The 25,094-nt window shown below is 34.3% G+C and carries 24 protein-coding genes and 1 tRNA gene; 8 read left to right on the forward strand and 17 right to left on the reverse strand.

Annotated features, from left to right (window positions below; all coding sequences use genetic code 11):
* Positions 1–20 precede the first annotated feature (20 nt).
* Entirely contained in the window at positions 21–1,508 is a 1,488-nt protein-coding gene (locus ACN0TY_RS16080; RefSeq protein ID WP_417445261.1) for an SLC13 family permease, read from the forward strand.
* Here ACN0TY_RS16080 and ACN0TY_RS16085 read toward each other — a convergent pair.
* Together ACN0TY_RS16085 and ACN0TY_RS16090 are read right to left on the reverse strand one after the other, a co-directional pair.
* A complete protein-coding gene (locus ACN0TY_RS16085; protein ID WP_417445262.1) occupies positions 1,491–2,699 on the reverse strand; it encodes a DegT/DnrJ/EryC1/StrS family aminotransferase in 1,209 nt (402 codons plus the stop codon). The two genes, ACN0TY_RS16080 and ACN0TY_RS16085, sit on opposite strands and share 18 nt — an antisense overlap.
* Before the next feature lie 145 nt (positions 2,700–2,844).
* Positions 2,845–3,477, reverse strand: coding sequence for an NAD(P)H-dependent oxidoreductase (locus ACN0TY_RS16090; RefSeq protein WP_417445263.1), 633 nt, complete (start codon positions 3,475–3,477; stop codon positions 2,845–2,847).
* 178 nt (positions 3,478–3,655) lie between these two features.
* Between ACN0TY_RS16090 and ACN0TY_RS16095 the strand changes: the two genes are divergently transcribed.
* Both ACN0TY_RS16095 and ACN0TY_RS16100 read left to right on the forward strand, forming a co-directional pair.
* Positions 3,656–3,740: transfer RNA gene (locus ACN0TY_RS16095), tRNA-Ser, on the forward strand.
* A 248-nt stretch (positions 3,741–3,988) separates the two neighbouring features.
* The gene (locus ACN0TY_RS16100; RefSeq protein WP_417445264.1) at positions 3,989–5,203 is read left to right on the forward strand and encodes a phage integrase SAM-like domain-containing protein; all 1,215 of its coding nucleotides are present in this window, start codon (positions 3,989–3,991) and stop codon (positions 5,201–5,203) included.
* Positions 5,204–5,344: 141 nt separating this feature from the next.
* Here ACN0TY_RS16100 and ACN0TY_RS16105 read toward each other — a convergent pair whose 3' ends face one another.
* The 10 genes from ACN0TY_RS16105 to dinB all read right to left on the reverse strand — a co-directional run bounded on the left by ACN0TY_RS16105 (position 5,345) and on the right by dinB (position 16,689).
* Positions 5,345–6,154, reverse strand: a complete 810-nt coding sequence (locus tag ACN0TY_RS16105; RefSeq protein ID WP_417445265.1) for a DUF4138 domain-containing protein — start codon at positions 6,152–6,154, stop codon at positions 5,345–5,347.
* The gene (gene traM, locus ACN0TY_RS16110; RefSeq protein ID WP_417445266.1) at positions 6,151–7,113 is read right to left on the reverse strand and encodes a conjugative transposon protein TraM; all 963 of its coding nucleotides are present in this window, start codon (positions 7,111–7,113) and stop codon (positions 6,151–6,153) included. Before traM ends, ACN0TY_RS16105 begins: the two co-directional genes overlap by 4 nt.
* Entirely contained in the window at positions 7,094–7,720 is a 627-nt protein-coding gene (locus tag ACN0TY_RS16115) for a conjugal transfer protein TraK (RefSeq protein ID WP_417445267.1), read from the reverse strand. The genes traM and ACN0TY_RS16115 overlap by 20 nt, the downstream gene beginning before the upstream one ends.
* A 19-nt stretch (positions 7,721–7,739) precedes the next feature.
* Positions 7,740–8,576: a hypothetical protein gene (locus tag ACN0TY_RS16120; RefSeq protein ID WP_417445268.1), complete on the reverse strand. Its 837-nt coding sequence runs from the start codon at positions 8,574–8,576 to the stop codon at positions 7,740–7,742.
* A gap of 6 nt (positions 8,577–8,582) precedes the next feature.
* Entirely contained in the window at positions 8,583–9,176 is a 594-nt protein-coding gene (locus ACN0TY_RS16125; RefSeq protein WP_417445269.1) for a conjugal transfer protein, read from the reverse strand.
* Positions 9,173–11,587 (reverse strand): TraG family conjugative transposon ATPase, encoded by a 2,415-nt coding sequence (locus ACN0TY_RS16130; RefSeq protein WP_417445270.1) that lies wholly within the window; start codon positions 11,585–11,587, stop codon positions 9,173–9,175. Before ACN0TY_RS16130 ends, ACN0TY_RS16125 begins: the two co-directional genes overlap by 4 nt.
* Complete coding sequence (locus ACN0TY_RS16135) at positions 11,574–11,858, reverse strand: hypothetical protein (RefSeq protein WP_417445271.1); 285 nt, start codon at positions 11,856–11,858, stop codon at positions 11,574–11,576. The genes ACN0TY_RS16130 and ACN0TY_RS16135 overlap by 14 nt, the downstream gene beginning before the upstream one ends.
* Positions 11,858–12,145, reverse strand: coding sequence for a hypothetical protein (locus ACN0TY_RS16140; RefSeq protein ID WP_417445272.1), 288 nt, complete (start codon positions 12,143–12,145; stop codon positions 11,858–11,860). Before ACN0TY_RS16140 ends, ACN0TY_RS16135 begins: the two co-directional genes overlap by 1 nt.
* A 372-nt stretch (positions 12,146–12,517) precedes the next feature.
* Positions 12,518–15,475 (reverse strand): DNA polymerase III subunit alpha, encoded by a 2,958-nt coding sequence (locus ACN0TY_RS16145; protein ID WP_417445273.1) that lies wholly within the window; start codon positions 15,473–15,475, stop codon positions 12,518–12,520.
* Complete coding sequence (gene dinB / locus ACN0TY_RS16150; protein ID WP_417445274.1) at positions 15,475–16,689, reverse strand: DNA polymerase IV; 1,215 nt, start codon at positions 16,687–16,689, stop codon at positions 15,475–15,477. Before dinB ends, ACN0TY_RS16145 begins: the two co-directional genes overlap by 1 nt.
* Before the next feature lie 139 nt (positions 16,690–16,828).
* Here dinB and ACN0TY_RS16155 point away from each other — a divergent pair, with 139 nt between their 5' ends.
* Positions 16,829–17,545 carry an SOS response-associated peptidase gene (locus ACN0TY_RS16155; RefSeq protein WP_417445275.1) on the forward strand — a complete coding sequence of 239 codons (717 nt, stop codon included), beginning with the start codon at positions 16,829–16,831 and terminating at the stop codon, positions 17,543–17,545.
* Between the two features lie 22 nt (positions 17,546–17,567).
* Here the strand turns inward: ACN0TY_RS16155 and ACN0TY_RS16160 are convergent, their stop codons facing one another.
* The 5 genes from ACN0TY_RS16160 to ACN0TY_RS16180 form a co-directional block, all read right to left on the reverse strand.
* Complete coding sequence (locus ACN0TY_RS16160; RefSeq protein WP_417445276.1) at positions 17,568–18,230, reverse strand: ABC transporter ATP-binding protein; 663 nt, start codon at positions 18,228–18,230, stop codon at positions 17,568–17,570.
* Entirely contained in the window at positions 18,227–18,763 is a 537-nt protein-coding gene (locus ACN0TY_RS16165; RefSeq protein WP_417445277.1) for a hypothetical protein, read from the reverse strand. The genes ACN0TY_RS16160 and ACN0TY_RS16165 overlap by 4 nt, the downstream gene beginning before the upstream one ends.
* A 1-nt stretch (position 18,764) precedes the next feature.
* Positions 18,765–19,046: a helix-turn-helix domain-containing protein gene (locus ACN0TY_RS16170; protein WP_417445278.1), complete on the reverse strand. Its 282-nt coding sequence runs from the start codon at positions 19,044–19,046 to the stop codon at positions 18,765–18,767.
* A 254-nt stretch (positions 19,047–19,300) separates the two neighbouring features.
* Positions 19,301–20,146 (reverse strand): RteC domain-containing protein, encoded by an 846-nt coding sequence (locus tag ACN0TY_RS16175; protein WP_417445279.1) that lies wholly within the window; start codon positions 20,144–20,146, stop codon positions 19,301–19,303.
* A gap of 79 nt (positions 20,147–20,225) precedes the next feature.
* Positions 20,226–22,652: an aminotransferase class I/II-fold pyridoxal phosphate-dependent enzyme gene (locus tag ACN0TY_RS16180; RefSeq protein ID WP_417445280.1), complete on the reverse strand. Its 2,427-nt coding sequence runs from the start codon at positions 22,650–22,652 to the stop codon at positions 20,226–20,228.
* A gap of 376 nt (positions 22,653–23,028) precedes the next feature.
* Between ACN0TY_RS16180 and ACN0TY_RS16185 the strand changes: the two genes are divergently transcribed.
* The 4 genes from ACN0TY_RS16185 to ACN0TY_RS16200 all read left to right on the forward strand — a co-directional run bounded on the left by ACN0TY_RS16185 (position 23,029) and on the right by ACN0TY_RS16200 (position 25,094).
* Positions 23,029–23,250, forward strand: a complete 222-nt coding sequence (locus ACN0TY_RS16185; protein WP_417445281.1) for a hypothetical protein — start codon at positions 23,029–23,031, stop codon at positions 23,248–23,250.
* A 35-nt stretch (positions 23,251–23,285) separates the two neighbouring features.
* On the forward strand, positions 23,286–24,278 hold the full coding sequence (locus ACN0TY_RS16190; RefSeq protein WP_417445282.1) for a helix-turn-helix domain-containing protein: 993 nt from the start codon (positions 23,286–23,288) through the stop codon (positions 24,276–24,278).
* A 74-nt stretch (positions 24,279–24,352) separates the two neighbouring features.
* Complete coding sequence (locus ACN0TY_RS16195; protein ID WP_417445283.1) at positions 24,353–24,790, forward strand: MauE/DoxX family redox-associated membrane protein; 438 nt, start codon at positions 24,353–24,355, stop codon at positions 24,788–24,790.
* Between the two features lie 55 nt (positions 24,791–24,845).
* Positions 24,846–25,094, forward strand: coding sequence for a DUF6520 family protein (locus ACN0TY_RS16200; protein WP_417445284.1), 249 nt, complete (start codon positions 24,846–24,848; stop codon positions 25,092–25,094).

Here is a 25,094-nt window from a genome sequence, read left to right on the forward strand (position 1 = left end):
GTAAAGCGAATTAATTCTTAATGGCAGATTTAAACATATCACAAACTGTAAATTATAAACTCATATTAATTGGGATTCTATTTTTTATAGGTTTCGTGCTTTTTGTCGATTTAGACCCTGAGCGTCCTGAACTTACATATACTGCTGCCATTGGAATCCTTGTAGCTTTTTGGTGGATTACCGAAGCAATTCCCATTGGTGCCACCTCTTTATTACCGCTTATTTTATTCCCAATTTTTGGAGTCGTAGATGGTAAAATCATCTCCGAAAGTTATATTAACTATATCATCTTCCTATATATTGGAGGTTTTATAATGGCGCTCACTATTGAAAAATGGAATCTACATCGTAGAATAGCCTTAAAAGTACTGTCGTTACTTGGCGGTAGTCCATTTATGGTGTTGTTAGGATTCATGTTTGCTTCCGCATTTTTATCAATGTGGATGAGTAATACTGCAACAGCTATGATGATGCTTCCTATTGTATTCTCAGTAATTTCAGCTTTAAATACTATATATTCAGAAAAAAACCTAGGAAACTATAGTGCAGGTCTCCTACTGGGAGTTGCCTATGGTTGTTCCATTGGAGGGATTGCAACTTTGGTAGGAACCCCTCCTAACCTATCGTTTATAAGGATTTATGAGATTATGTTTCCAGAGAATCAATCCATAAGCTTTGGTAATTGGTTTGTATTTGCTTTGCCAATTAGCATCATTATTTTCTTAGTCACACTTTGGTATTTATATCTATTATATAAACCAAAACAGGCACTTAAAAAGCTTCCTAAGAGCTATTACTTAGAAGAATATGCGAAATTAGGAAAGCCAACTACAGAAGAGAAACGTGTGTTCTCACTTTTTCTGATTCTGATATTTCTATGGATTTTTAGAGAAGATTTATCTATTGGGAGTTTTGTTTTACCAGGCTGGAGTAACCTTTTTAACAATCCGAAATATATAAACGATGGCACTGTAGCTATTTTTATGGCTGTACTATTATTCATGATACCATCTTCAGATAAAAATAAAGCATTAGCAGATTGGGAACTCACTAAAAAAATCCCTTGGCATATAGTCTTACTTTTTGGAGGAGGTTTTGCTCTTGCTACGGGGTTTGTAGAAAGTGGTTTATCTAACTATTTGGGCGAAGTAATTATAAATACAGTAAATACTACACCAAATGGATTCATGATTTTACTTACAGCTATGATGAGTGTACTTACAGAATTTACTAGCAATGCAGCGACCACAGAAATGTTACTACCAATTGTGGGAGGACTAGCATCAGAATTAAAAATAAATCCGCTTTTACTTATGATTCCTGTTACACTAGCAGGCTCCATGGCTTTTATGTTTCCTATAGCCACTCCTCCAAATGCAATTATTTATGGTGCAGGAAAACTTACTATAAAACAAATGGCAACCACGGGTTTTATTTTAAACCTGATTGCCATTGGTGTTATTTGTATAATGACCCTTTTTTGGGGAAACTTAATTTTTAACTTCTAGGAGCACGTCACTAAGAACTTCTTTTAATTTTTCTGCTCTTAACTTAACCTCTTCTTCCGTCCAACTTAATTTTATAAGCATTGAGATATTTCTCCCTAACCATTTATCAGATTGAGAGAAATCTAACTTATCAAAATCTTGTAAACCATTAATTACTTCCGCAGGAAACTTTCCAAGACTTTTTAATTCTTTTAAATGATCCCATTTTTTAATATAGTGCCAGTTATTATCAAACCAATAGAAACAACCATCTACGCCATTCTCCACAAGTAGTTTTTGTGTAGATCTAGCAATCTCCTCTTCAGGTAAAAAGAAACTTAAAAAAGAATAATTCTCTTCTCCACCCTCAGGAACAGTTCTAATAGTTACTCCAGGAAGATCTTCAATAGCATTTCTTAAAACTGTATAGTTTTTCTTCTGAAGGGCAATAAACTCATCCAAACGTGCTATTTGAGCTAATCCAACAGCAGCATTCAATTCAGAAATTCTAAAATTATAACCTAAAAAAGGATGTGTTTCAGCTCCTCTATCTTTACCAACATGATCGTGACCGTGATCAGAATAATTATCTGCATGCACAGCATAAGTGTCATTATTTGTAATAATAGCACCACCCTCTCCACAGGTAATCGTTTTTACATAATCAAAAGAAAAGCAACCTAAGTCTCCGTAACTTCCTAGTGGTTTCCCTTCATAAATCCCACCAATTGCCTGACAAGCATCTTCTAAAAGCAATAGTTTATGTTGCTCACAAATCTCTTTCAACGCTTTTAAGTTAGCCATAGAGCCACACATATGCACAGGCATAATAACTTTCGTTTTCGAGGTAATTGCCGCTTTAACTTTTTCAGGATCTAAAGTAAGTGTATCATCGATATCTACTAAAATAGGAACCGCACCAAGAGCCATAATAGACTCAAAACTCGCAACAAATGTGAAAGTAGGCATGATAACCTCGTCTCCAGCACCAATACCAGCACTCGCCAAGGCTATTGTAAGCGCAGAAGTACCGCTACTTACTAGCTGAGTGTGCTTCACTTCCATTCTTTCAGAAAGAGCTTTTTCAAGCTCTACAGCTTTCCAATGTCCATTTCTCATTCCATCAAAACCATAACGCATCAAAACGCCACTTTCTAGCACATCGTTAACTTGTTTTCTTTCTTGATCTCCAAATAATTCAAATCCAGGCATACTATTATATTTATCATTGCTTATGCACAAAGTTAGCTAAAAGCGTATTTAAAAAAAATCTTTCAACATCTAAACTTTACGCATCAATTTCTTCTTACAGAGTCACTCTAATTAACTCACAAAACGACGTAAGTAATTATAAAATTTATTCAAACTCTATCACACTATCCTGTAGCGGCTTACGAACTTTTTTAAGCTCGGCAAACATATCGTCATCGGCACGATAACCAATTGGCAATACTAAAACAGACTTTAACCCCTTTGCATCAAGCTTTAAAATCTTATCATAATCCTCAGGTAAAAAACCTTCCATAGGGCAAGCATCAATCTCTTCGAGAGCGCAAACAGTTAGTAAATTTCCCATAGCTAAATACACCTGATTCTTTGCCCAATGTTTAATCTCTTCGGTAGTTTTTCTGTTGAAATCTTCAATTAAGAAGTTCTGAAAAGGAGCTAGGATTTCATCAGGAGTATTTCGAATATTCTTCACCCGTTCGAAATACTTCTTAATATATGCATCATCAATCTCATTTTCAATACAGAAAATCAATAAATGGGAAGCATCCTCCACTTGCGCCTGATTCCATGAACTTGCTTTTAAAGTCTTCTGAAGCTCTTTATTGGATACTATAATTAATTTTACAGGTTGTAGTCCATATGAAGTGGCTGTTAAATTAAAAGCCTTTTTTAATACAGAAACCTTTTCTTTAGAAAGTATTTTTTTGGGGTCAAACTTTTTTACTGCATAACGCCATTCTAGTGCATTAATGATACTCATTCAAATTGGTTTTGAGCAAAAGTAAGAGATAATATTATAATTATAGCAAGAATTCAGAAAGTCAGAAAAAAAATTAAAAATTATCTATCTGATAATCAAGGTTAAAAAAAATAATTTAAAAAAAGTTCGTTTAAGGCTTTTTGTATTTAAAAAAGGTTTCTATATTTGCAACCGCTAAGGAGAAATGGCAGAGTGGTCGAATGCGGCAGTCTTGAAAACTGTTGAGGGTCACACCTCCGGGGGTTCGAATCCCTCTTTCTCCGCTGAGAGTGGAAAAAGCTCCAACAAAATCCCGTAAACGTCAATGTTTACGGGATTTTTCATTTTATACGATTTCATTTGATTTCAATTAATATCATTAAAAAGGGGACTAAATCGGTGTCAGTAAAATCTCTAAATTAAGTGACACCGAATTACGCTAAATCCCTTTAATTTAGTGCGTTTTGATGTTTTTTGCATTTTGTAATTAAGGAGTCATTTTGTAACTTTTCTTCAAAATTCGGTGTCACTTATGATCAATTCTCTATCACTACTGTACTACATAAAAAAATCAAAAGCAGATCAAAATAAGAAATGTAATATCTATATGCGCATAACCATTGACGGTAAAAGGGCAGAATTTAGTATCAATAGGAAAGTTGAAGCAAATCGTTGGATAGCCAAATCGGGAGTGGCTAAAGGCTCAAGTCCGGAAATTAATGAATTGAATAGCTATTTAGTAAAAGTTAAAACTGCCCTGCTTAATAAGCACCAAGAATTTATAGTTAATGAAAAAGCGCTTACTGCAATTTCTTTAAGAGATGCCTATCTTGGGAAAAGTAGAAACAATAAAATGCTATTAAAAATCTTTCAAGAGCATAATGATAAAGTTAATAGCCTTATTGGAAAAGATTTCTCTGCCGGTACAGCAGAACGTTATAGAACCGCAAAGAAACATATTGAAAACTTCATTAAGCATGAGTATAAACTTAACGATATTCCTGTTACTGATGTTGACTACCGATTCATAAGCGGATTTGAATACTATCTTAAAACCGTCCGTAAGTGTAGCCATAACACAGCAATTAAATACATCACAAACTTTAAAAAGATTATCCGTATTGCTTTAGCTAATGATTGGATCAAAAAAGATCCTTTTTTAAACTGGAAGGTTCGATTGAAAAACGTAGAACGTGAATTTCTAACAAAGCAAGAAATAGAATTGCTACTAAAAAAGAATCTTAGAACGCCAAGACTAGAACATGTTCGAGATATTTTTATATTCTGTTGCTTTACTGGTTTAGCCTATGCTGATGTAGAGAAGTTAAATGAAAATGATATCACCATAGGTATTGATGGTGAAAAATGGATCAAAACTAAAAGAAAAAAGACCAATTCAAAAAGCAATATTCCAATTTTACCTATTGCTGCTATGATTTTAGATAAGTATTCTGACTATATAGATAATAAGGGACACAATAAGTTACTACCAGTATTAACCAATCAAAAAATGAATGCCTATTTAAAAGAAATAGCCGATTTATGTGGTATTAATAAAAATTTCACGACCCATATGGCTCGTCATACATTTGCAACGACTGTAACGCTATCAAATGGTGTTCCGATCGAATCTGTAAGTAAAATGCTGGGACATAGTTCATTAAAAACTACGCAACATTATGCTAAAATTTTAGATAGCAAAATAAGTAATGATATGGCTATCTTAAGCAAAAGGCTTAATCTTTAACACTCATATGAATTAAGGCAAAATATTCCTATCTTAAAAATAAAAAATAGCTATTTTTTTAGAATGGATAAACCATTATTTTAGAAGATAAGTCGATTTAATTTTAATATTGAGTCACTGAGTATTGTTCTTTTAAATTGGTCATAGTTTCGGAATCTTAGCTTCAAGTTTCAACTTTCTACCCCCATTCAATTCCTGTAATTCTACCATTAGTTTTTCCTTATCACCTAGTGCATATTTAGGCAATACATAGACAAATCGAAGCGATTGACCATTCCATATTTTAATAGGTGGATTACAAATGTAGATGGGTTTCATTTTGAGTCTTTGGTAAGATGCTTTTCGTTTTTTGTCACCACTGGCTCTATATATATTTAAAAAGTCAGTTTCAAAGGTAATATTTGAGGTATTACCTATTTCCAAGACCAAGTACATTTCAGATTTGTGATAAATTAAATTCTGAAGCTGTAGTTTAATTCCACTCTTTTGTTCTCCATTTATTTTACGAGGTTCTATCTTTAGTAAATATTTACTAAATGTTTTAAAGTATTGCTCACTTCTATCTGTACTGTCCAACTCTTTCTGCTTTGGCTTTGGTTCCTCTGAAAATGGAATTTCGCTACCAATGCTTTCTCTTCTTGATACAAAGTGATTTAGTTTTGATAGTTCATTAGTGTACTTCAAAATATAGGAATATACCATTCCATCGTCAGTAACAACTAGCAAATTACTTTCTTCCCCAGGTTGTGCTTGTAACAATCCAAAATATTGCTTTTCTTCTCGATTGTAGCTAAATACAAAATGAGAAGCTCCTGTAATTCCTTGACGAATGGTCTCGGGGAAAAACAAGGAAACATTCTTTTTATCATTGGCATATAATGTATCCAAAACAGCTTGTGCTTGTATAGGACTCGATAATATTATAGTTAAAAGTATAAGTATTGTTTTCATTGTTTAAGTTTTAATACCAATTGATAGTTATCTATTACTGTCGCCTTTATTTGTCGGTTACTTCTTCTAAAAAGCTGTTTAATACCGCTTATTTGCGGCACTCCGGGCACACTTATATCATTGACCACATCTCCAATTACTTGATTTCGAAGCGCTTCCTGAAAACTGTTCTCTATATAAATCCCGTTGCTTCCATCGTCCAGATCATAGGCTTCAAATTGAACAGGAACTCCTTTAATCTGTTCAATGTTTAGGAGCGTTCTATTTGATTTAAAACTCACGAAACCATATATCAAAGTATTCCTATTAAGTTTCACCCCATCTATAGTGGCTGATTTAGAAAGTCGCATACGCAATCTAAAATTTTGTTTTACGCGCTGAGTGCCATCTACGTGCACCATCAATTCTTGATCTGTATTTCGGGTAATCTGTTCTAAATTTTTTTTGGGGTTTGAGGCAAAAAATAATTGATGTTCCAACGCTAATTCTCTTGCACTCCTTTCCATGGCTTTTGCGTAAGTTTTGGAAACGCCCGTATTAGATGTATCAATAGTTTGAGGTATGGGTGCTTTAGACTGCTTTTTTAAATAATTTCCTTCTAAATTCTTCAAGGATGCTATGTTTTGGTATCGCCTTTGTCCCAGAAAATAGACACTATCTATCAGTCTTTTTTTTCGGATACTATCCCTATTTGTATTATAATACCCTAAGGAGTCCAAAAGCCTTTCGTCATATAGGCTTGGAGCATTGATGTCTCGTTCTTCTTTTAGTGCTTCAATGGCCTCCATTTTATTTTCATATGGTTGCTGCGTTTCTCCAAGTTTAGGGACAGGTACTTGGTTGTTTTCTATAATAGCATCATCATCCTTTCCAAAGGTGATGATAGCATAAAAAACAATAAACAAGACAACACTCAGCAGGATCAATACCATTACAATTTTACTTTTCTGAATTTTCATAATCTTCAAGTTTTCTAAGTGTATTTTCAAGATAATCTGTAATCAATAGTCCATGAGGATTATGCGGAAAATTGCGATCCACATGAATTAGGCTTCCACTAGTAATAAGCTCATACGTATCGGTCATTGTTCCCCTATTAATTTGAAAGTTGGTTACCGACTTAAAATGATATGGCTCCTTATCTAGTGTAATTTGGGAACGAATGCTGATAACCTTCTGAACCAAGGAATACTGCAAGAGTCTATTATAAACCCCTTCCGCCTGTTTTTGACGATATAAATCCACAAGAGAATTGTTTCCAAGCCATAATGATTTTTCTATGTTCTTTTTGTAATTAGTTGCATCAAGGTCATAAAAATAGTGGTGAAAGCTTTCTAAATGTGCTAAGGCCTCCACTTCCAAGTTTTCCCTTTGACGAACTATTTCTAAGGGAATGACATCACCCTTAGCACTTATTACAAAAGCATTGTTTAGGGATTCCATATGAATTTTAAAAGTCACCAGTACAGCAACCATACAAACCAAGGCGGAACAACATACTGTTACCAAAACGATAAAACGATTGGTACGGAGTACTTCAAAGATATTTTTATAGGGTATTTTCATACTATTTTAATTTTACATATTAAGAACCTCCCGTAAAAAGACGCAGGACGAACGTGCTAGCTTTTCGATACAATTTAAATTTGAGTAAAACAATAAATCCAATCGAAGAACATTCAATAACTGGAGCAAAAAACTCACTACCCCAATTGGCTCCAAATAAATCCACCCAAAAATGGGTGTTGATTACTAAATAAAGATTGTTGACAAAAACATTGACCAGAAAAAAAGCGGGAACCAACATATACACGCCAGCATATAATTTAAAAAACGAATAGGCCAGGGACCGAAACTTTTCAAACACAGCCAGACTTATAACCAACGGAAAAAAGGCTTGCATAATTCCTAGTAAAAAGTAACGCTCTGCCAAGAATATTGGATAAATAAACAAATCCAATAACCAAAGAATAACGCCCGTCATAAAGGCGATCATTTTAAGACCGTAAAGCGGAGTCACAAGTGCTTCGTATAATATTGCCATGGCCTTTTTAGCGGCTTCTAGGGAACCCACATCCTGTTCTAAATCTACATCTTGCAATTGTAATGGAAGGAGTGCTGGAGCCGTATCACGGTATTGATTTTCAATACTTACCAAAATACTATCAAACACGCTCAGTACTTGCGTGGAGAATATAACCAATAGTACTATTGCAAAATTTTTAGCCAATTCCGTAGGTGTTAAACCCCAAGTATGTCCATCGATTGCAGCAATGCCTTCGTTATACTTTTTTAGAATATTGATCAAAAAGAATAATACAGCCAAAGATTTCATCCCAACAATAGTATACTGTGAGAAATCACTACCTTTAATCGTCTGAAAGACTGTATCTATATATTCCAATCCAATTCCCAAAAACATAGTTTATTAGTATTCGCTTGCTCTGTTATTAATTTTCTCTTGCATCTTTCTAAAGGAGATAATCTCCTTGTAACGTCTTGTTTTATTTTCCACTTCAGCAACCATTTCGTTAGATTGGTTTTCATGGCTTTCTAATACGGAAGCGCGATCTGCATCGGTCATCTTCAAATAATCGCTGGTTAAAATCTTGTTGACATAATTCACACTTTCTGAGGAACGATTTAGGATCGTATTAAAAGAGTTTGTAATTTGATTTATCTCTTCAGGCTTGATGTATGGAGAATTTAATATCTCTTGTAAATCTCCCTGTACCATTGTAAAGAGTTGGTGATTGTTTTGTATTAGCTTACCAACAGCGTCCAATTGTTGAATTACATTGCTTACCTGTTCAATACGGTCTTTCTGCTTTTTTAAAAAATCAACTGTCTTTAAGAGGTTCGAGGTCTGTTTTGCCGATTCAATGAGCTGCTTTGCCAGACTGATAAAGTTGGTATTGTCATAGACGGGCATCCCTTGAGCCAACAAATGACCAGATGATGAAAAGGAGAAAACCAATAAAATTATTAAGATTCTCCTCTTCTTTTTTAAACAATATCTCATGGTTGTTTGGTTTTAAGTTGTGTAAATTTTTTTATCGCTTGCTCCATATCACAAGTTTCCTCATAAATCCGCATGATGCGTTCGTTTTCGGCTCCATCTGTCAGGTAAGCGGCATAGACCTCTGGGGGAACTTCTAGGCGAAAGATGTTACTTTCTTTTCCTATTTTGATGAACATCTCTGTATACTTTTGGGTACCGGTTAAGTTGTTTCGGATGGAACGAAGTTGATTTAAATCATGAGAAGAAAGGTTCAACCTTTTTCTAAGTTCGTCATATCCCTTTTCATTTCGAAGACTATAAATGACCTGAGTGTTCTCCAAAATACTAGCAGATGTAGCATTGTTTGGTAACTGATTAATCGATTGTAAAATAATTCCAATAGCTCCGTTTTGTTTACGAATCGCTTGATAATAGAATTCCACACTTTCTAAAACATTCTCGAACTTTAACTGTTTCGCAAACTCATCAAATAAAATGATTCCTTTTTCAGATCGGTTACGCCAAATGGTACGTTGAATGGCAGACTTGATAAGTTTTAGCATCACAGATAAAATTTCCTTATTGTCTCGAACCTCATCCAGTTCAAAAACAATCATACGCTTATCTTCTATCTTATAGGTTTGATCTTCACCTACATTAAATAAAAAGCTGTAGAGTCCATCATCTACATATTCGGAGATAATATGTAAAAAGTTATAGGTGCTAAAGTCCGTTTCTTGAATCCCCAAGTCCTGCATCAAATTTTCCTGGTGCTCAACAATGAAATGATAAAGGGATGTGAGTGAATGTGCTTTTCGGACTTTGCTGTAATAGTGTAACAACACTTTTTTCATGGCCACTTCCCTACCCTTTGAAACTAATTTACCCTCAGCCAAAAGCTCCAATAAGAAAATGGAGAGGTCTTCCAATCGTTCTGGGGTCAGATCAGCTTCCTTATCAATATAGAAAGGATTGATCCCAAGGTTTTTTCCTTGCTTGTAACGTAATATTACATGGTCATTAGGATAGAGTTTGGCAAATTTAGCATAGGAACCTCCGAGGTCAATAATAACTAGGCGTACCTTTTCTTCAAAATATTGTCTAAGAATATTATTTGCCAAAAATGACTTTCCTTCCCCGGTAGGTGCAAAAATGGCAAAGTTTTGTGCTTTGATACGTTTTTTTGGTTCATCCCAAACGTCTTTGAGTATGGGAATGTTATGTTGTCGATCATTGAATATGATACCTGTGGAATCTGAGCGATAATTGGTGTTATTGATCCACAAGCATAATGCATGTTTAAGGTCAGTGACATAAAGATCTTCGCTAGAAAAATGAGAAGAAAAGCCAGGGTAAGAATTCAAAAAATAATGCTTGCGCATTTCACCAATAGGTAAGTAAGGAAAAATATCCAATTCCTTAAATTCAGCCTTCAATTTGGAAGTTATATTGTCTAGATTTTCTTTCTTATCATCCCAATACACTACATTAAGATGCCCTCGTACAATACGGGAACTATCATCCTCATTAATTTGCGTAACTATTTGACGGATTTTTTTTAATACAACCTTATTTTGTGTTCCAAAATTGGAGCTTTTAGAGAGTTCTTCTATTTTCTTTTCCAGAAGCTTTCGCCACTTATGTTTATCATCGAGATATAAAATGTGATTAACAATATGATTCTCGCTAAGATCGAGCCCTAATCCATCTATAAATCCCTTATGGAAGGTAAAATCATCTGATGTTAATTTCTCATTGATTTTACTGGTTTGAATATCCTCTCCAAAACACAATTCACTATTGACAGCCAACACTTCAAAATGGGTTTCACCAATGGTAATCCCTTTATTATTTAAGCTTATATCGGCATCTACCCCTTGGTTAAACCCATTAAAATAGCAATGGGTATATTTTAAAATAGCTTCTTTAGCAATGGGTGAAATAGAAACTTTACGACCATTATTGAGAAAGGAGATGGCATCTTCAACTAGTTTTATAAATTCTTTAACCTGAGTGTCCGACTTTTTATAAATCCCACGCTCAACTTTTTTAAATGGATTTACGTACCTAGCAGCTTTTAGTGTTTTATCTAAAGGTAGCACAAAGAACAAATAGCTCTTATGTTCCATAAAGTCTCTATTTTTAAAATAGTCATGGGTTGCTTTTTGCAAAAATGTTTTGTTTGGAATCGTATTGGCGGTATACTTACATTTTTCATAAACATCTTGTTTATGAATAACCGTTCCAGAAGGCAGGGATTTAAACGCTTGAAACCAACTTCCATGCAGCTGCTGAAAATCATTTTCAGAAAGAGAGTATACCTCAGGAAGTACAACCTCATAACAAAGCATCACATTGCCGTTAGCCAAAAAAACGACATGATCTTCAATGTGTAAAATAGGATGATATTCTGAAAAATTAATGGTCTTCATAATTCAATCGGGTATGCTTTTTATTACTGATATATCTAGGAAGTACTCCTTGAAAAGGAAACAAACCAGTCCTTTTTGATAGTTTGGATAGGAGCATAAATAGCATAAGATTCCAAAGAAGTACTATTATAATTGCTACAAGACTGAAAGAAAAAATAATAACCAAAAGTGAGGCAACCACCGATATCATTTGTAGTGCAAAAAAGGATAGCGGTAGTCCAAGTATCATGGCTTGTTTACGGATGTTTTTATACGGAGTATACTTTTTCATTACACTACAATTCCGATTAAATAGGTAAAGATTCCAACTACTGCTCCGGCGATAAGTACAAAAACCAGAACACGAGTAATTCCTTTTTTTAAGTCTGCATTTTCACCAAAGAAGTGACCAGCATTAAATAGAAATCCGACTAAAAAGATGACTCCGAGTATTATAGGAAATATAACTCTTATGGTATTGGAGATATCATTAACAGAATCTTCGATACCTCCAATTTGTGCAAAAAGAGTTGTTGAGATCAATAACAAAAACGGTGTGAAATAAGTTGCTTTTTTCATATCAAAAAAGGATTTAAAATTGGGTTAATTTTGATATGAAAAAATTACTACATAAAGGAACTCAATATATTTATTGTCAAATATTTGCGAATAAAATAAAGTTTGAAATTAATTGTAATCAGTTGATGTTTTTTACACCCAAACAAAAAGAAAAATAGCGACTTCTATGTTAATAACTCATAACATCGTTTGAACATAATCACTGAAAACTTCAGATTATGGGTTTGCAGTTAATATTTCTGTGCACTTTTTAATGATCTGAATTCCACTAAAAGCACGCCTAAAACTTATAGGAGACTTTGCACTAAACTATGTGAGAATGGAGGGGATATCTGATTAATAAACAAGAGCAATCTTAATAGGATAACGTGATTAAACAAATCGAGGATCTTGAACAAAGGCTTCTTTCCGCATTTTAATAACCTCAATGCTTAAGTACCCAAATTCACTTACAACATTGCCATAAATCCTATAGATACCTTTTCCTCTAAATTTATATTTCTGAGCAATCTGAGGGAAAAGAACAACGTCAAAAACAACTCCATAAACATCTAAAAAAGTAGCAAAATACATTTCTTTTTTATCACTGGTGCGCGCATATTTTGTTGTCACTAAATATCCATAGATATCAATTTTCCCATTAAGATATAACGGCATATCCTTTACTCCTAAATTACTTTCAGGTTCTTCAAGTAATAATTCAAAAGGACTCGCTATGGTAAAGCCTAATAATTCTAGTTGATCATAAGTTTTTTCCAATGAAGTTGTATGTAATACAGGGATTGAATGATTACTTTGTTGTAATTTAAAAAGGGGATATTGGGTGTCAAACCTTTTTATATGGCCTAAAGTAAAATGAGCCTTCCAAAGGAGTTCATACTTGTCTATACCTGTAAAACGAAAAGCTCCGATTCGAATTAATACACTCAATTGTTCGATACTGATTGTCACACGATCCATAAAGTCTTCAAGACTTAGATACTCCCCATTTATGCTACGTTCTTTAAGGATTCTATGACTACATCGATCTTCAAAATCTTTTAGAAATAAATACCCAAGGTAAATATCTTCACCATAGATAACTGTTTCTATATTACTTTTATTGATACATGGAAGATTGATAGTGGCTCCAAGCATTTTAGCCTCATGTAAATAGATCTCAGGACGATAAAATCCACCACCGTTATTTAATACAGCTACCATGTACTCCAAAGGAAAGTAAGCTCTTAAAAATAAACTTTGATAACTTTCTACGGCATAAGAAGCGGAGTGTCCCTTAGCAAAGGCATAGCCCGCAAAACTCTCAATTTGTTTCCACACTTCGAAGATTACGTCATCTTGATACCCCTTTAATCGACAATTATCAATAAACTTTTGCTCCACTGCTTTAAACTCTTCTCGAGAGCGATATTTTCCACTCATCCCTCTACGCAAAACATCCGCTTCCCCTAAAGATAAACCAGCAAAGTGATGAGCTACTTTAATTACATCTTCTTGATACACCATTACACCATAGGTCTCAGGCATAATTGATAATAAAACAGGATGTGCTTGTTTTATTCTTTCTGGATCGTGATGTCTTAAGATGTATTCGCGCATCATACCACTTTGTGCAACTCCAGGACGTATAATGGAACTTGCAGCTACAAGTCCTAAATAAGTATTTACTTTAAGCTTGCTAATGAGCATTCGCATAGCAGGTGATTCCACATAAAAACATCCCATACACTGTCCTTTACTAAGCATGGAATTGATAGTATCGTCCTTTTTAAATTGATGTACATTATGGATATCAAAATCCACTCCCCCTTTCTTATTATGTTGAATAATAGCTATTGCTTCTTTAATTTTTGCTAGCCCACGCTGGCCTAATATATCATACTTATATAAGCCCACATCCTCTGCTATATGCATATCGAATTGAACTGTAGGATATCCTTTAGGGGGTAAAAAGGTTGTTGAAAAATAAGAAAGAGGTTTTTCACTAATAAGTATCCCACTGGAATGTACACTAATGTAATTTGGCATCCCTTCAATTAAACTTCCATATCGAAGTACCAACCTTGCGCATTCATCCAAAGCACTTGTAGTAATATTCCCAGCACTTAAACGATCTATCTCTTCTTTGGGTAACCCAAAAACTTTCCCCAATTCTCTGACTGCTCCTTTATACTTAAAGGTAACATAGGTTCCCATGAGCGCTACATTTTCAAATCTCTCAAAGATGTATCGTGTAACATCATTTCTATCTCGCCATGAAAAATCAATATCAAAATCGGGAGGACTGCTACGAAACAGATTCATAAAGCGCTCAAAATATAAATCAAGTTCCAAGGGGTCAACATCTGTAATCCCTAATATATAGGCTACAATACTATTCGCTCCACTACCACGCCCCACATGAAAATAGCCCTTTGACTTTGCATAACTGATAATATCAAAATTAATCAAGAAATAAGAGACAAATTCCATTTTTTGAATCAATGCTAGCTCTTTATACATCCGTTTTAAAGCTGCATCAGAGTTCTCAGGATAACGATTGGAAAGTCGCTCCTTACAAAGCTCCACTAGTAATTGCTGATCTTTCTCTTGACTACCGGTATAGGTGGATTGATTTTGACTCTGTTTAGTTTTAGAAAAATCAAATTGAATTTGACACTGATTAAAAAGGAATGCCGTGTTTTCTAAAATAAAAGGATATTCTTTAAATAAGGCGTATATGTTATCCATGGGATACATTACATGATTTAAACTTCCTTGTTCGGAGACTTCAAGTTTACTCAATAGTATATTATTATCGATTGCTCGTAGCAAACGATGCGCATTAAAATCTCTTTTATTTCTAAAAGTGACTGTTTGTTGGAAGACCAAACGATCTCGATATTTTATGTACTTACTAAATGGTAATTTCCGAAGATCCTTTACAGAAATACCAATATATTCATAAGGTTTGAACTCCGTTAACTCCCATTCTAATACTTTTTCAAAAGGATAGATTACAAATGCATTTTTAAATTCAGGTGCTCGATTAAAAAGAAACTTCTCTTGTTGTAAACAATCTGAAAGAAATTCATTTAATTCCTGGTATCCTTCATTGTTTTTAGCAAGACCTATAAACTGCTGATCAACTCCATTTCTAAAATCAATCCCTACAATAGGCGCAATATCAAACCCTTCTGCACTGCGAATAAAATTAAGACACGCAGAGGTATTGTTTATATCTGTTAAGGCTACTGTTTTTACGTGATTGGCTGCTGCGAGTTTCAAAAGTTCAACTTCAGAAAAAGTACCATAACGCAAACTGTAATATGTATGACAATTTAAATACATTATTGTTTTCTATGAGCTAATATAATTGGAGGTTGTCCATTAAAAGGATTTTGCATTCTACCTATAGTCCTAGACCCCAAGGAAGCAGCTCGAATCACACTTTTATCGCCATAGCGCAAACGAATTTTATCCATGGCTTGATAAAGATTGATCATTTCTTCTGTATCCTCAAATAAATGAATTTGATAACTCCCCTGTACAAGATGACTAAAGCGAACACCAATAAGGCGCACTAATAATCTGCGGTTATAAAGCTGTTTAAAAAGATCCAATACCTTAGTTATTAAAATGTGATCTGCACTGGTGTATGGAATTTTCAATTGTTTAGAAACCGTTTGAAAGTCAGAGTATCTAAGCTTTACGGTGATACAAGCTGTTAACTTATCACCACGTCGTAATTGATATGCTAAGTTTTCTGTCATAGCGGTTAATAGGCCTTTTAGTTTTTGAACATCAATGGTGTCTCTATCAAAGGTTCGTTCTGTTGATATTGATTTTCTTTCTGAAAAAGGAATCACAGGGGTGTTGTCTACCCCACAAGAGCGTTGCCAAATAGTCAATCCATTTTTTCCAAGAACCGTATAAAGCATTTCTTTTGGCATTTCCTGTAAGGTTCGCACTTGTTTAATTCCTAAATTTCGAAGCGTTAAAAAAGTCTTTTCTCCAATCATTGGGATTTTTCGTATCGATAGGGGTGCTAGAAATGGTTTTTCAAATCCTACATCGATCTTCAATTGATTGTTAGGTTTGGCTTCACCTGTGGCTACTTTAGAAACTATCTTATTTGCTGAAAGCCCAAAGGATATAGGAAGACCTGTTTCTTTAATAACTTTTTTACGCAATTCAGATGAAAACTTATAGGAACCAAAGAATTTATCCATTCCAGATAAATCTGCATAAAATTCATCAATACTAGATTTCTCAAATAGCGGTACACTTTCTTTAACAATGTCAGTGACCAATTCCGAGTGTTTAGTGTATACCCCAGCATTCCCTTTTATTACTACTGCCTCGGGACAAAGCTGCTTTGCCATTTTCATAGGCATCCCGCTATGTACACCAAAGGCTCTAGTTTCATAACTGCATGCAGCAACAACACCTCGATCACTTATACCACCGACTAAAATAGGTCGTCCTTTTAAACGGCTGTCTATTAAGCGCTCTACAGAAACAAAAAAAGTATCTAAATCTAAATGAAGAATCGTTCGTTCCATCGTTATCATTTTTTACAAAATTAGGAATAATTCCAATTTATTGGATATAATCCAAATTTACTTATAAACAATTCTCAAAAAAGCTATTGTAAATGATTAAAATCAACCTTAACTTTATGATATATAAACTCATACATTTATGTGCTATCATATTTCTCAAAGACAAAAGAACCCACAAAAGATTGCTGACATTTTTGAAGTGGAGACCGCGTTAACGGAAGATAAAATACCTGTACACTATCACCTTAATGGTTTTACGCATGGTAAACTCTTAGTAATTACTCAAGAGGATCCAGATCAAATTCAATTAGCAACTTGGGGGATAGCACCGCCAAAGTATTCAGAAGCAATCACAGAATATTGGAAAAAATATACTGGAGGTACTTTAAATACCCGCGATGATAAATTCTTTCAAAGCTATCATAACTGGAAAGATGATGCATTATTAGAGCAAAAATGTCTCATTTTAATTGATGGTCTGTATGAGCCTCACAAACCAAAAAAAGGTAAAAATATTCCATTCTTTTTTGAGCGTCCAAACAAAGAAATGTTTGCCCTTTTTGGAATTTATACAAAACAAACAGATCAACTAACTTGTTCGGTAATTACAACTACTGCGGATCCTTTATTTGAAAGAATACATAATGGAGCTAAACGTATGCCTATGTGTGTGGATCCTCAAGATAAAGATTATATGCTAAGCCTTCCTAATGAAGAAATATTAAAAGAAGAATTTAAAATCTTTAAATCTATTCCATTAGAGGCCTACCCCGTAAGCAGAGATGTAACTAATTCCCATGTTGAGTCAGATAATGCAAGAATCATTGAAAAAGTTACTTATGATGAATTAGCATAAAAATATAAAGGTCGTTACTACATTACTTTCTCTTATCCTTACTTTTTTTATCAAAGGCAATCAAATTGAACAATTCTCGCATTCTAGACCGCACTCTATTTCCATAACGATCTTCCAGTTCCTGTGCATTGAGGTTGGTCGTGGCATGAGTTTTTACTTTATTCTTCACAAATAGATCGTATCTAGATAAAAGAATTTCTCCTATTGCATTACAATCTTTACCAAAGTACCTTCCAGTAGGTTCTACTCCCAAATCATCAAAACAATAAAACTGATGATCTCCATATTGTTCGATAATTCGATACCCAATATTATTAAAACCGAAAACAATATTTCTTGTAGGAATGACTTCATAAGGACGAAAATGTGGAACCATATGTTTTAACAATCGCATCATCGATGTTTTACCACAACCTACTGGACCAGTAAGTAAAATCCCTTTATTTATATCAATGCTAAAGCGATCACAGCTTGTTTTATCTTTAATGAAATAGCAACAAAGCTTATACAACACCTGATGGTCTTCAGCATGTATTTTGAATTTCTTACCAAACATCATTTTCCCTTTAGCTTCTAGATAAATCAGCATTTTATCAAAATCGTACTGAACATACTCTCTTTTTGGTACACCTAAACAAAATTGCACACCTCCTTCAATAATGATATGTGGATGATCGATTTTCATAAGGGTTCATTATAATTTTTTTCAGAGGTTGTTTTTAAGTTGTCTTGAAAGTGAATAGGTTCTGAAGGTTTTTTGTTGTTTTTAACTTGATGGAAACTTGATTTATCAAAAACACTTTGTTTGTTTTTATTTTTAAAGTTTTCTATGGTTTGTTTATGTTTATTAATAGGTATCAGTTCTTGTTTAGCACTTGTTTGTTTTTTGGTAAAGCTCTTACTTACCTCTTGTACAGTGCTTGATCCGAAATTGAACATCTTAACTTTACTTCCCTTAAATGGATTATGCGAGGGCATATAAAGCAAATAATTCCAATGACTGAGGTCTTTGATACATTTGTGATAGGTTGCTGTAGAGCCTATTTTTGATAAGTGCATCACCTCATTACGATTGATATAAAATTCTTCCCTAAAGAAATTGCTGTTCCAGCACTGAAAAAGAGCTAAATATAGGCTGACATGCGTTGGGTTCAGTCTACTATCTTTGGAGAACAATTCGAACAAAGAATTAAGGTGTTTGATATAATTAATCTCCACCTTATTGTAATTTATTGTGCACACGATTTTGTTCCAGTACACTCATTATTTCTTGATAATCATAGTATAATATACCTCCTACCTTTGTGTAGGGTAACGTTCCATTAATTCTCATATTTTGTAAAGTCCCTGGTGAAACTCCTAGAAGTTTCATCACTTCATGAGATTTTAACCATTTTTTAGAGGGACTTCCATTTTGAGATTGAAATAATTGTTTGATTTCATCTAGCAGTTCCATTTTAAACTCCATAAGTTCTTCGGTAGTAATAAGTGTTGCTCCCATTTTTGAATGTTTTTTAAACAAGACTGCCGAAATAGTTTATGGTTTTACATTCGACAGCCTTGAAATGATTTGACTTTCTTAGGGTAAAGTTGAAGCGCTTTCATGAATTAACTTCACAAGGGGTTCGTAGTTACGTTGAATTTTAACATTTTAAAATTGGAACCATTTTGTTGGACTTTATGGCCTTTAACAGGGCACTTTTTCTTTTTAAACTATCTTAGCAATAAACACGTATGCACATCGGAGTTACGTGATTAATAATCATCATCTATTTCCATTTTGGCATTAAATTGATACACCAGATCTTGTAAGAATCGGGCTCTTGCCCCCTTCCTAGCCTTTATTTCGGAATACGTTTTGTAAAAGTTATCTAGTTTAATTTCAAATAGATTTTCAAAAGTTGTTGCTATTGTTTTGATATCCTTTTGGCCATAATTAATGGCTTTAGAAGTATATAGTGCATAAATTAACTCTGTTAAGGCTACTTTAGAAGCAGTCCATTCCAACTTATTTCCATATGGAGCATCAACAGCCCCAGAATGAATCAGGGTCTTAAATTCATTTATTCGTCTTTTCAAATACCCCACAAACTTATGCATCCCTTTAATTCTAGCCCATAACATGTCGTGCGAGGTAAAAAAGTTAGGATCTAAATAAGATGATTCTGGAGGAGTGTTCAAAGGAAATACTTGATGTTCTCTAGTGAAGTATTGATTGTCGAGGTATGATAGCTCTGCCTCCATATAATAAACAAAATCACAGTGTTTATTGAAAAACTTATTTATTCGACGTTTCTTTTTATTTAAATAGGAAAGCTTGTGCTTCGCGCCTATTTTGGGCATCAACAATTCGCAGGATCGAACTTCATTGAGATATACCAATGCACTTAAAGGAATAACTTTAATTGTTTTAAAGAATTGAATTTCTGCTATTTTATTAGGAAAACTATTTTGTTCAAGGATGTTTTTAAGTTGATACAGTGTATCATTACATAAATAAATTCCATCTTCAATACGTTTAATACTAACGGTTTTCTTACACTCAATTTCCTCTAAACGCTCGAGGAATTGAATAATTATGGGTTGGTAATGGTCATTCATCCTACTTCGTATTAGGTATTAAGCTTCAGTACTGGTAGGTAGCTTAAGTTGTTTTTAAATTTATAATGTAAACATCGACTTACTTATTTTCCTCCATAAAACCCATAAGTTCCATGGTGTAATTATCCTTTGCCTGTATATAGGCTACTTTAGGAGTGATAGCGGCTCCGAATTTCTTCTTTTCAAATGGAGCTGTCATTCCAAAATCAACATTTTTAAAACCACACTCCCCTGCCCTTTTAATCGTTTGAAACAATAACTGCCTATAAACTCCATAGTCATGCGCGTAGGTGTAATCCATTCCTACAAATGCAGGAACATAAGTATGTTGTCCATTCTTAAAACAAAACATGACACCAACAGTTTTCACCTTTTTTTCCTTTACGTAGGGTGCCTTTAAATTGATTTCAATGAACTCCCAAGCGGCGTGGTCACTCATTTCATGCATCAGTCTAAAAGGGAATGGGAATGTGTTCAATCCTAGGTTATTTTTACGAACTTGCTCTAATAACTTATAATACGTGGTTTCTTGCTCTTCCTTTATTTGACTTTTAATTTTAACTGTAAAGTGGTGCAAAAAGGCCTGTACTTCCTTTTTATAATGCCTTCTTGATCTACGCGACAACTTTTTTACAAAGCTTTCTTCATTTTTCCAATGTAAGTCTTTGATTGTACAAGCATCGGGCATCGCTACCTTAATGTATCCATGATTATGAAAAAACTCATTTAATAATTCATTTTCTTCAAAATCACGTAAAACAATCATCTGAGGGTTCCACTTGGCATCCAATTCATCTATTTCATTAAAAAGTAAATGCATAGCATCTCGCCATCTGGGATGTTCCTTATCTAAAAACAGGTGATTTCCTTCTGTGAACATACATCCCATACTTAACACCTCAGAAACCATATAATTAGGAACGCTTTCTCGCTTCTGTTCTATTTTTTTTGAAACCCTTTCTGGAGCTAACATATCTTCCTTCCACAAAGCACGTGTGAAAAATGTAGCTAAAATTGGAGTGTTCAGCTGATCCTTCACTATAACGTAGGTAAAAGAGTAATTGTGATAGGGCGCTGTATTATTTGAAAAGCTCCGTTCTATAAATTTAAGCCCTTCCCAATTGTAGACCCCTTGATGATCCATTAAAGAATTCCATAAAGAGGGGTGTATATTTTCAATACTTTCAGATACTTGAATGCACAATCCTTCGGGTAATGTTTGTGGTATATTCGTTAATGGCTTCGTTTGCATATTAAATGCCTTACATACCTTATGATGCGTGGTAAGGGTTGCTTCTAAAGCCTTTGGATAATGATACTCCATCGCTGCTACCAAGGCTTTAATTTCATCAGGTTGATTATGCCTTGATATGGTTATTCTAACGCCCGTATTTTTAACAGGTACTGCAGGAAAGATCCCAAGGTTTACAAAGAATCCTTCCATCATTAGCCGGTTTACAAAATTATAGCCTGTAATCGGCATTCCTGTTCCTATATAGAATACGGGAGCATTATTTTGATCTATAAGTGGTAAAGAGGTTTTTGCCAACAAGGAATTGAATAATTGAATGCGTTCTAGCAATTCATTTTGAAGCCTATAAATCTCTTTTGAAAGATGAATATCTGCCGATGCGATGGCTGCACCTACAGAGGCAGGTTCTAACTGTGCCGAAAAGGTCAGAGGCCCTCCAAAGGTTTTAATTTTTTGATACATGGCTTGATTTGGGCAAACTAAAACAGAGCCACTCGCTCCAAATGTTTTGCTTAACGTTCCAAAAAGCAGTACGTTCTCTGGCAATTCTTTTAATTTGCTCATAACAAACCCTGTTCCATTGTTACCTGTCCAACTCATCCCATGAACATCATCAAAATACAAGTATAATTGAGGATATTTTTGACATAAAGAGATCAATTCTTTTACGGGTGCTTCATCTCCATACATGGAATAGACTCCATCCGCCATATACCAAATGCGGTTGTGCTTTGGTGATAACTTTCTTAATTTATCTTCCAACATATCCAAGTTATTATGTCGAATCATCTCAATGGGCACACTGCGCGTTTGTAATACTTTAGCAGCACTTTGAACACTCCAATGTACTTGATGATCCAGTACTATAGCATCGTGATCTCCTACAGCACTCGGTATAACTCCCATATGTCCCAAGGTGCTATTTTTTGTAATAATGATGGGATGTTGATACATGCATGCTACTTTTTCTTCGAGGGCTCGGTAAAGAGGGTGTGAGATATAGGTTTTGGATAATGGAAATTGTGTTCCATATCTATTTATTGCTTCTATAGCAGCTTTTTTAAGTCTCAAATCCTGTTCTAAACCTAAATACCCGGTAGTTCCGAAATGAAAAAGCTCTTTATTTTTTACAGCGATTTTACGCCCTGTAAAATAAGTGTCTTCGGCATAAAGATGCAATACCCCATGATTAGTAGCATCCGTAAACACTTCATTCACGGTATCCAAAAAATTGTTATTCTTAATTTTTGCCATATGATAAATATTTTATTCCAATCATCTCATTTTAATTTTCAAATTAAAGCAAATCAACAAGTTATCATTCAACGCCCGCCCTTAACAAAGAAAATAATCCGTTTTAGATACTAAAAACTCCGTTTGGGATACTTTTAATGCGATTTGGGGATATTTCCTGTTATAAAATATGATTAGAATATTGTAATTTGACCCTTTATGTGAAAGTGATATGAATAATACTTGTGAAAATGATTATGCCAAGATTCGTATTATAGACGGGATCTTATATTTTACTTATAAGGATCAAACGCTCATAGACCTGCCTAAAGCCATGGAGGTTGTTTCCTGCCGTATGTCTACGCAGCAGGGACTTTCATATCCCATCATTTGTGATATGAGAAGGGTCAAATACTTCGAAAAGGCAGCACGTACCTATCTCGCGACAGAAGGCTCTCATTTGATTTCCTTTTTAGTACTTCTGGTGGACAATCCTGTAGCCACTAGTATTTCAGAGGTATACTTGAAGATAAACACACCTAAAGTACCCACCGTTGCTTGTCGCACTTTAGAAGAAGGGATTGCTTTAATCAATGACTTTTTACATAAAAATAATTAGAATTATAAGAAGAGACTCTAAACAACGGATCAATAATGAATGCGCATACTGAACAACGACTCCAACAAATACATCAACTTCTTCTGGAGCTTTCGAAAGGTAATTTCAATTACCGCATTGCTTTGAGTGAAAATAATGATGAGTTAGAGGCTTTGGTTACGCTTTTAAATATGACCGTAGAGGAAATACAAGATTCTTTTTTACACCAAGGTTACATTGCATTGGACGACTCCTATACGCTTTCCCAAACGGCACTTTTTGTATTGAATCGAAAAGGAGTTATTAAGTATAGTAATACGACAGGTCATAACTTATTACAATATAAGGGGAATGACCTCATTGGTATATCTTTTGAACGGCTATTGCACAAACGCAGTAAAACATGGAAGAAGTTTTTTAAAGGTTTATGGAAACAAGAAATTTCTCCACCGAGTACTTTCAAAATGTTATTGAATACCAAAGAACGATTACTACTACCTGTATACGGCTCAATAATATTTCCCAATCCAAAATATATTAAAAAAGGAAATTGCTTACTCACCTTTACCGTACTTTTAAAAGAGCGAAAAGTATTAGAAAATGAATTGACAAAAAAAATAAAAGATTCCCTTAAAAAAGCTACCAACAATAAAGCTACCACTTCTCATACAACCCATCTCTTTAGCGAAGACATACATAAGATAAGAAGCATTGGTAACAAGATTGAAAAACAACCCGCTACACATATACCCAATCTTAAAACCTTGGCTGTTGAAAATGGACTTAATGAGTTCAAACTAAAAAGAGGCTTCAAACAGTTGTATGGAATGACCGTTTTACAGTTTCAAAAAAATGAACGCTTACGAAACGCTCATACCTTAGCACAGAATACAGACACATCCGTAAAGTTGATTGCCCAACAATTGGGATTTAAAAAAGCAAACCATTTTTCGAGAGAATTCAAAAAAAGGTTCGGGTATTCGGTAAGGGAACTAAGAACTGCGCAATCACTACAAAAACAACCCAGTATTTCAAATAATCCTTCATAGATAGATTTTACTCCTTTACGGATCTTTTAAACCCATTAGTTTTACACCATTGATCATCAATGTAAACAATTGAAATGAAATGGTATCAAAAATATCGAATCCAACTTCCAAGTATTATTAGTTATTTACTTGTAGTACTATTTGTATATGCCGCTACAAGCAAGCTACTGGGATATCAAAAATTTGAAGTTCAATTAATTCAATCGCCATTATTATCGTCCTACGCTAAAGTCTTGGTATGGTTAATACCAACTTTAGAGCTTGGTATAGCCATATTATTAGTGTCCAAATACCAATTATTGGCACTACAACTAAGCCTTGGACTCATAACTGTGTTTACCATTTACATCTGGTATATGTTAAACTATAGTCCACACATTCCTTGCTCCTGTGGGGGTGTCATCAGTAGTTTGAATTGGACACAACATATGATCTTTAATCTTTGGTGGATCTTCTTAGCAATCATTGCGATGCTGATAAAGACACGTCAAAAACATACTGTGCAGTGCTAGGGGAAGGCCGAAAACCTAAAACAGAGTAGGTCCTAATTTTTAAATTTTTAATAGTATGAAAACCAATTTTTTAAAATCCGTATTACCCGTTTTTACTATGGTTATGGCTGTAGGATTGGCTGTTGCCAATAACTACACAAATGATAACGATCCAGATTACTATGATGATCCTTTGGAGCCTGGAATTCAAATCATTGAAGAAGGAGTTGCTTGTCCAACTTCTGGAGAAAACCCATGTCTCTATAAAGGATTTCAAGTGTATGATGATATGGGGCTTACCGTTGAAAAACGATATGATCAGTAG

The organism is Joostella sp. (genome assembly GCF_048266025.1).
Lineage (GTDB): Bacteria > Bacteroidota > Bacteroidia > Flavobacteriales > Flavobacteriaceae > Galbibacter > Galbibacter atrarenae.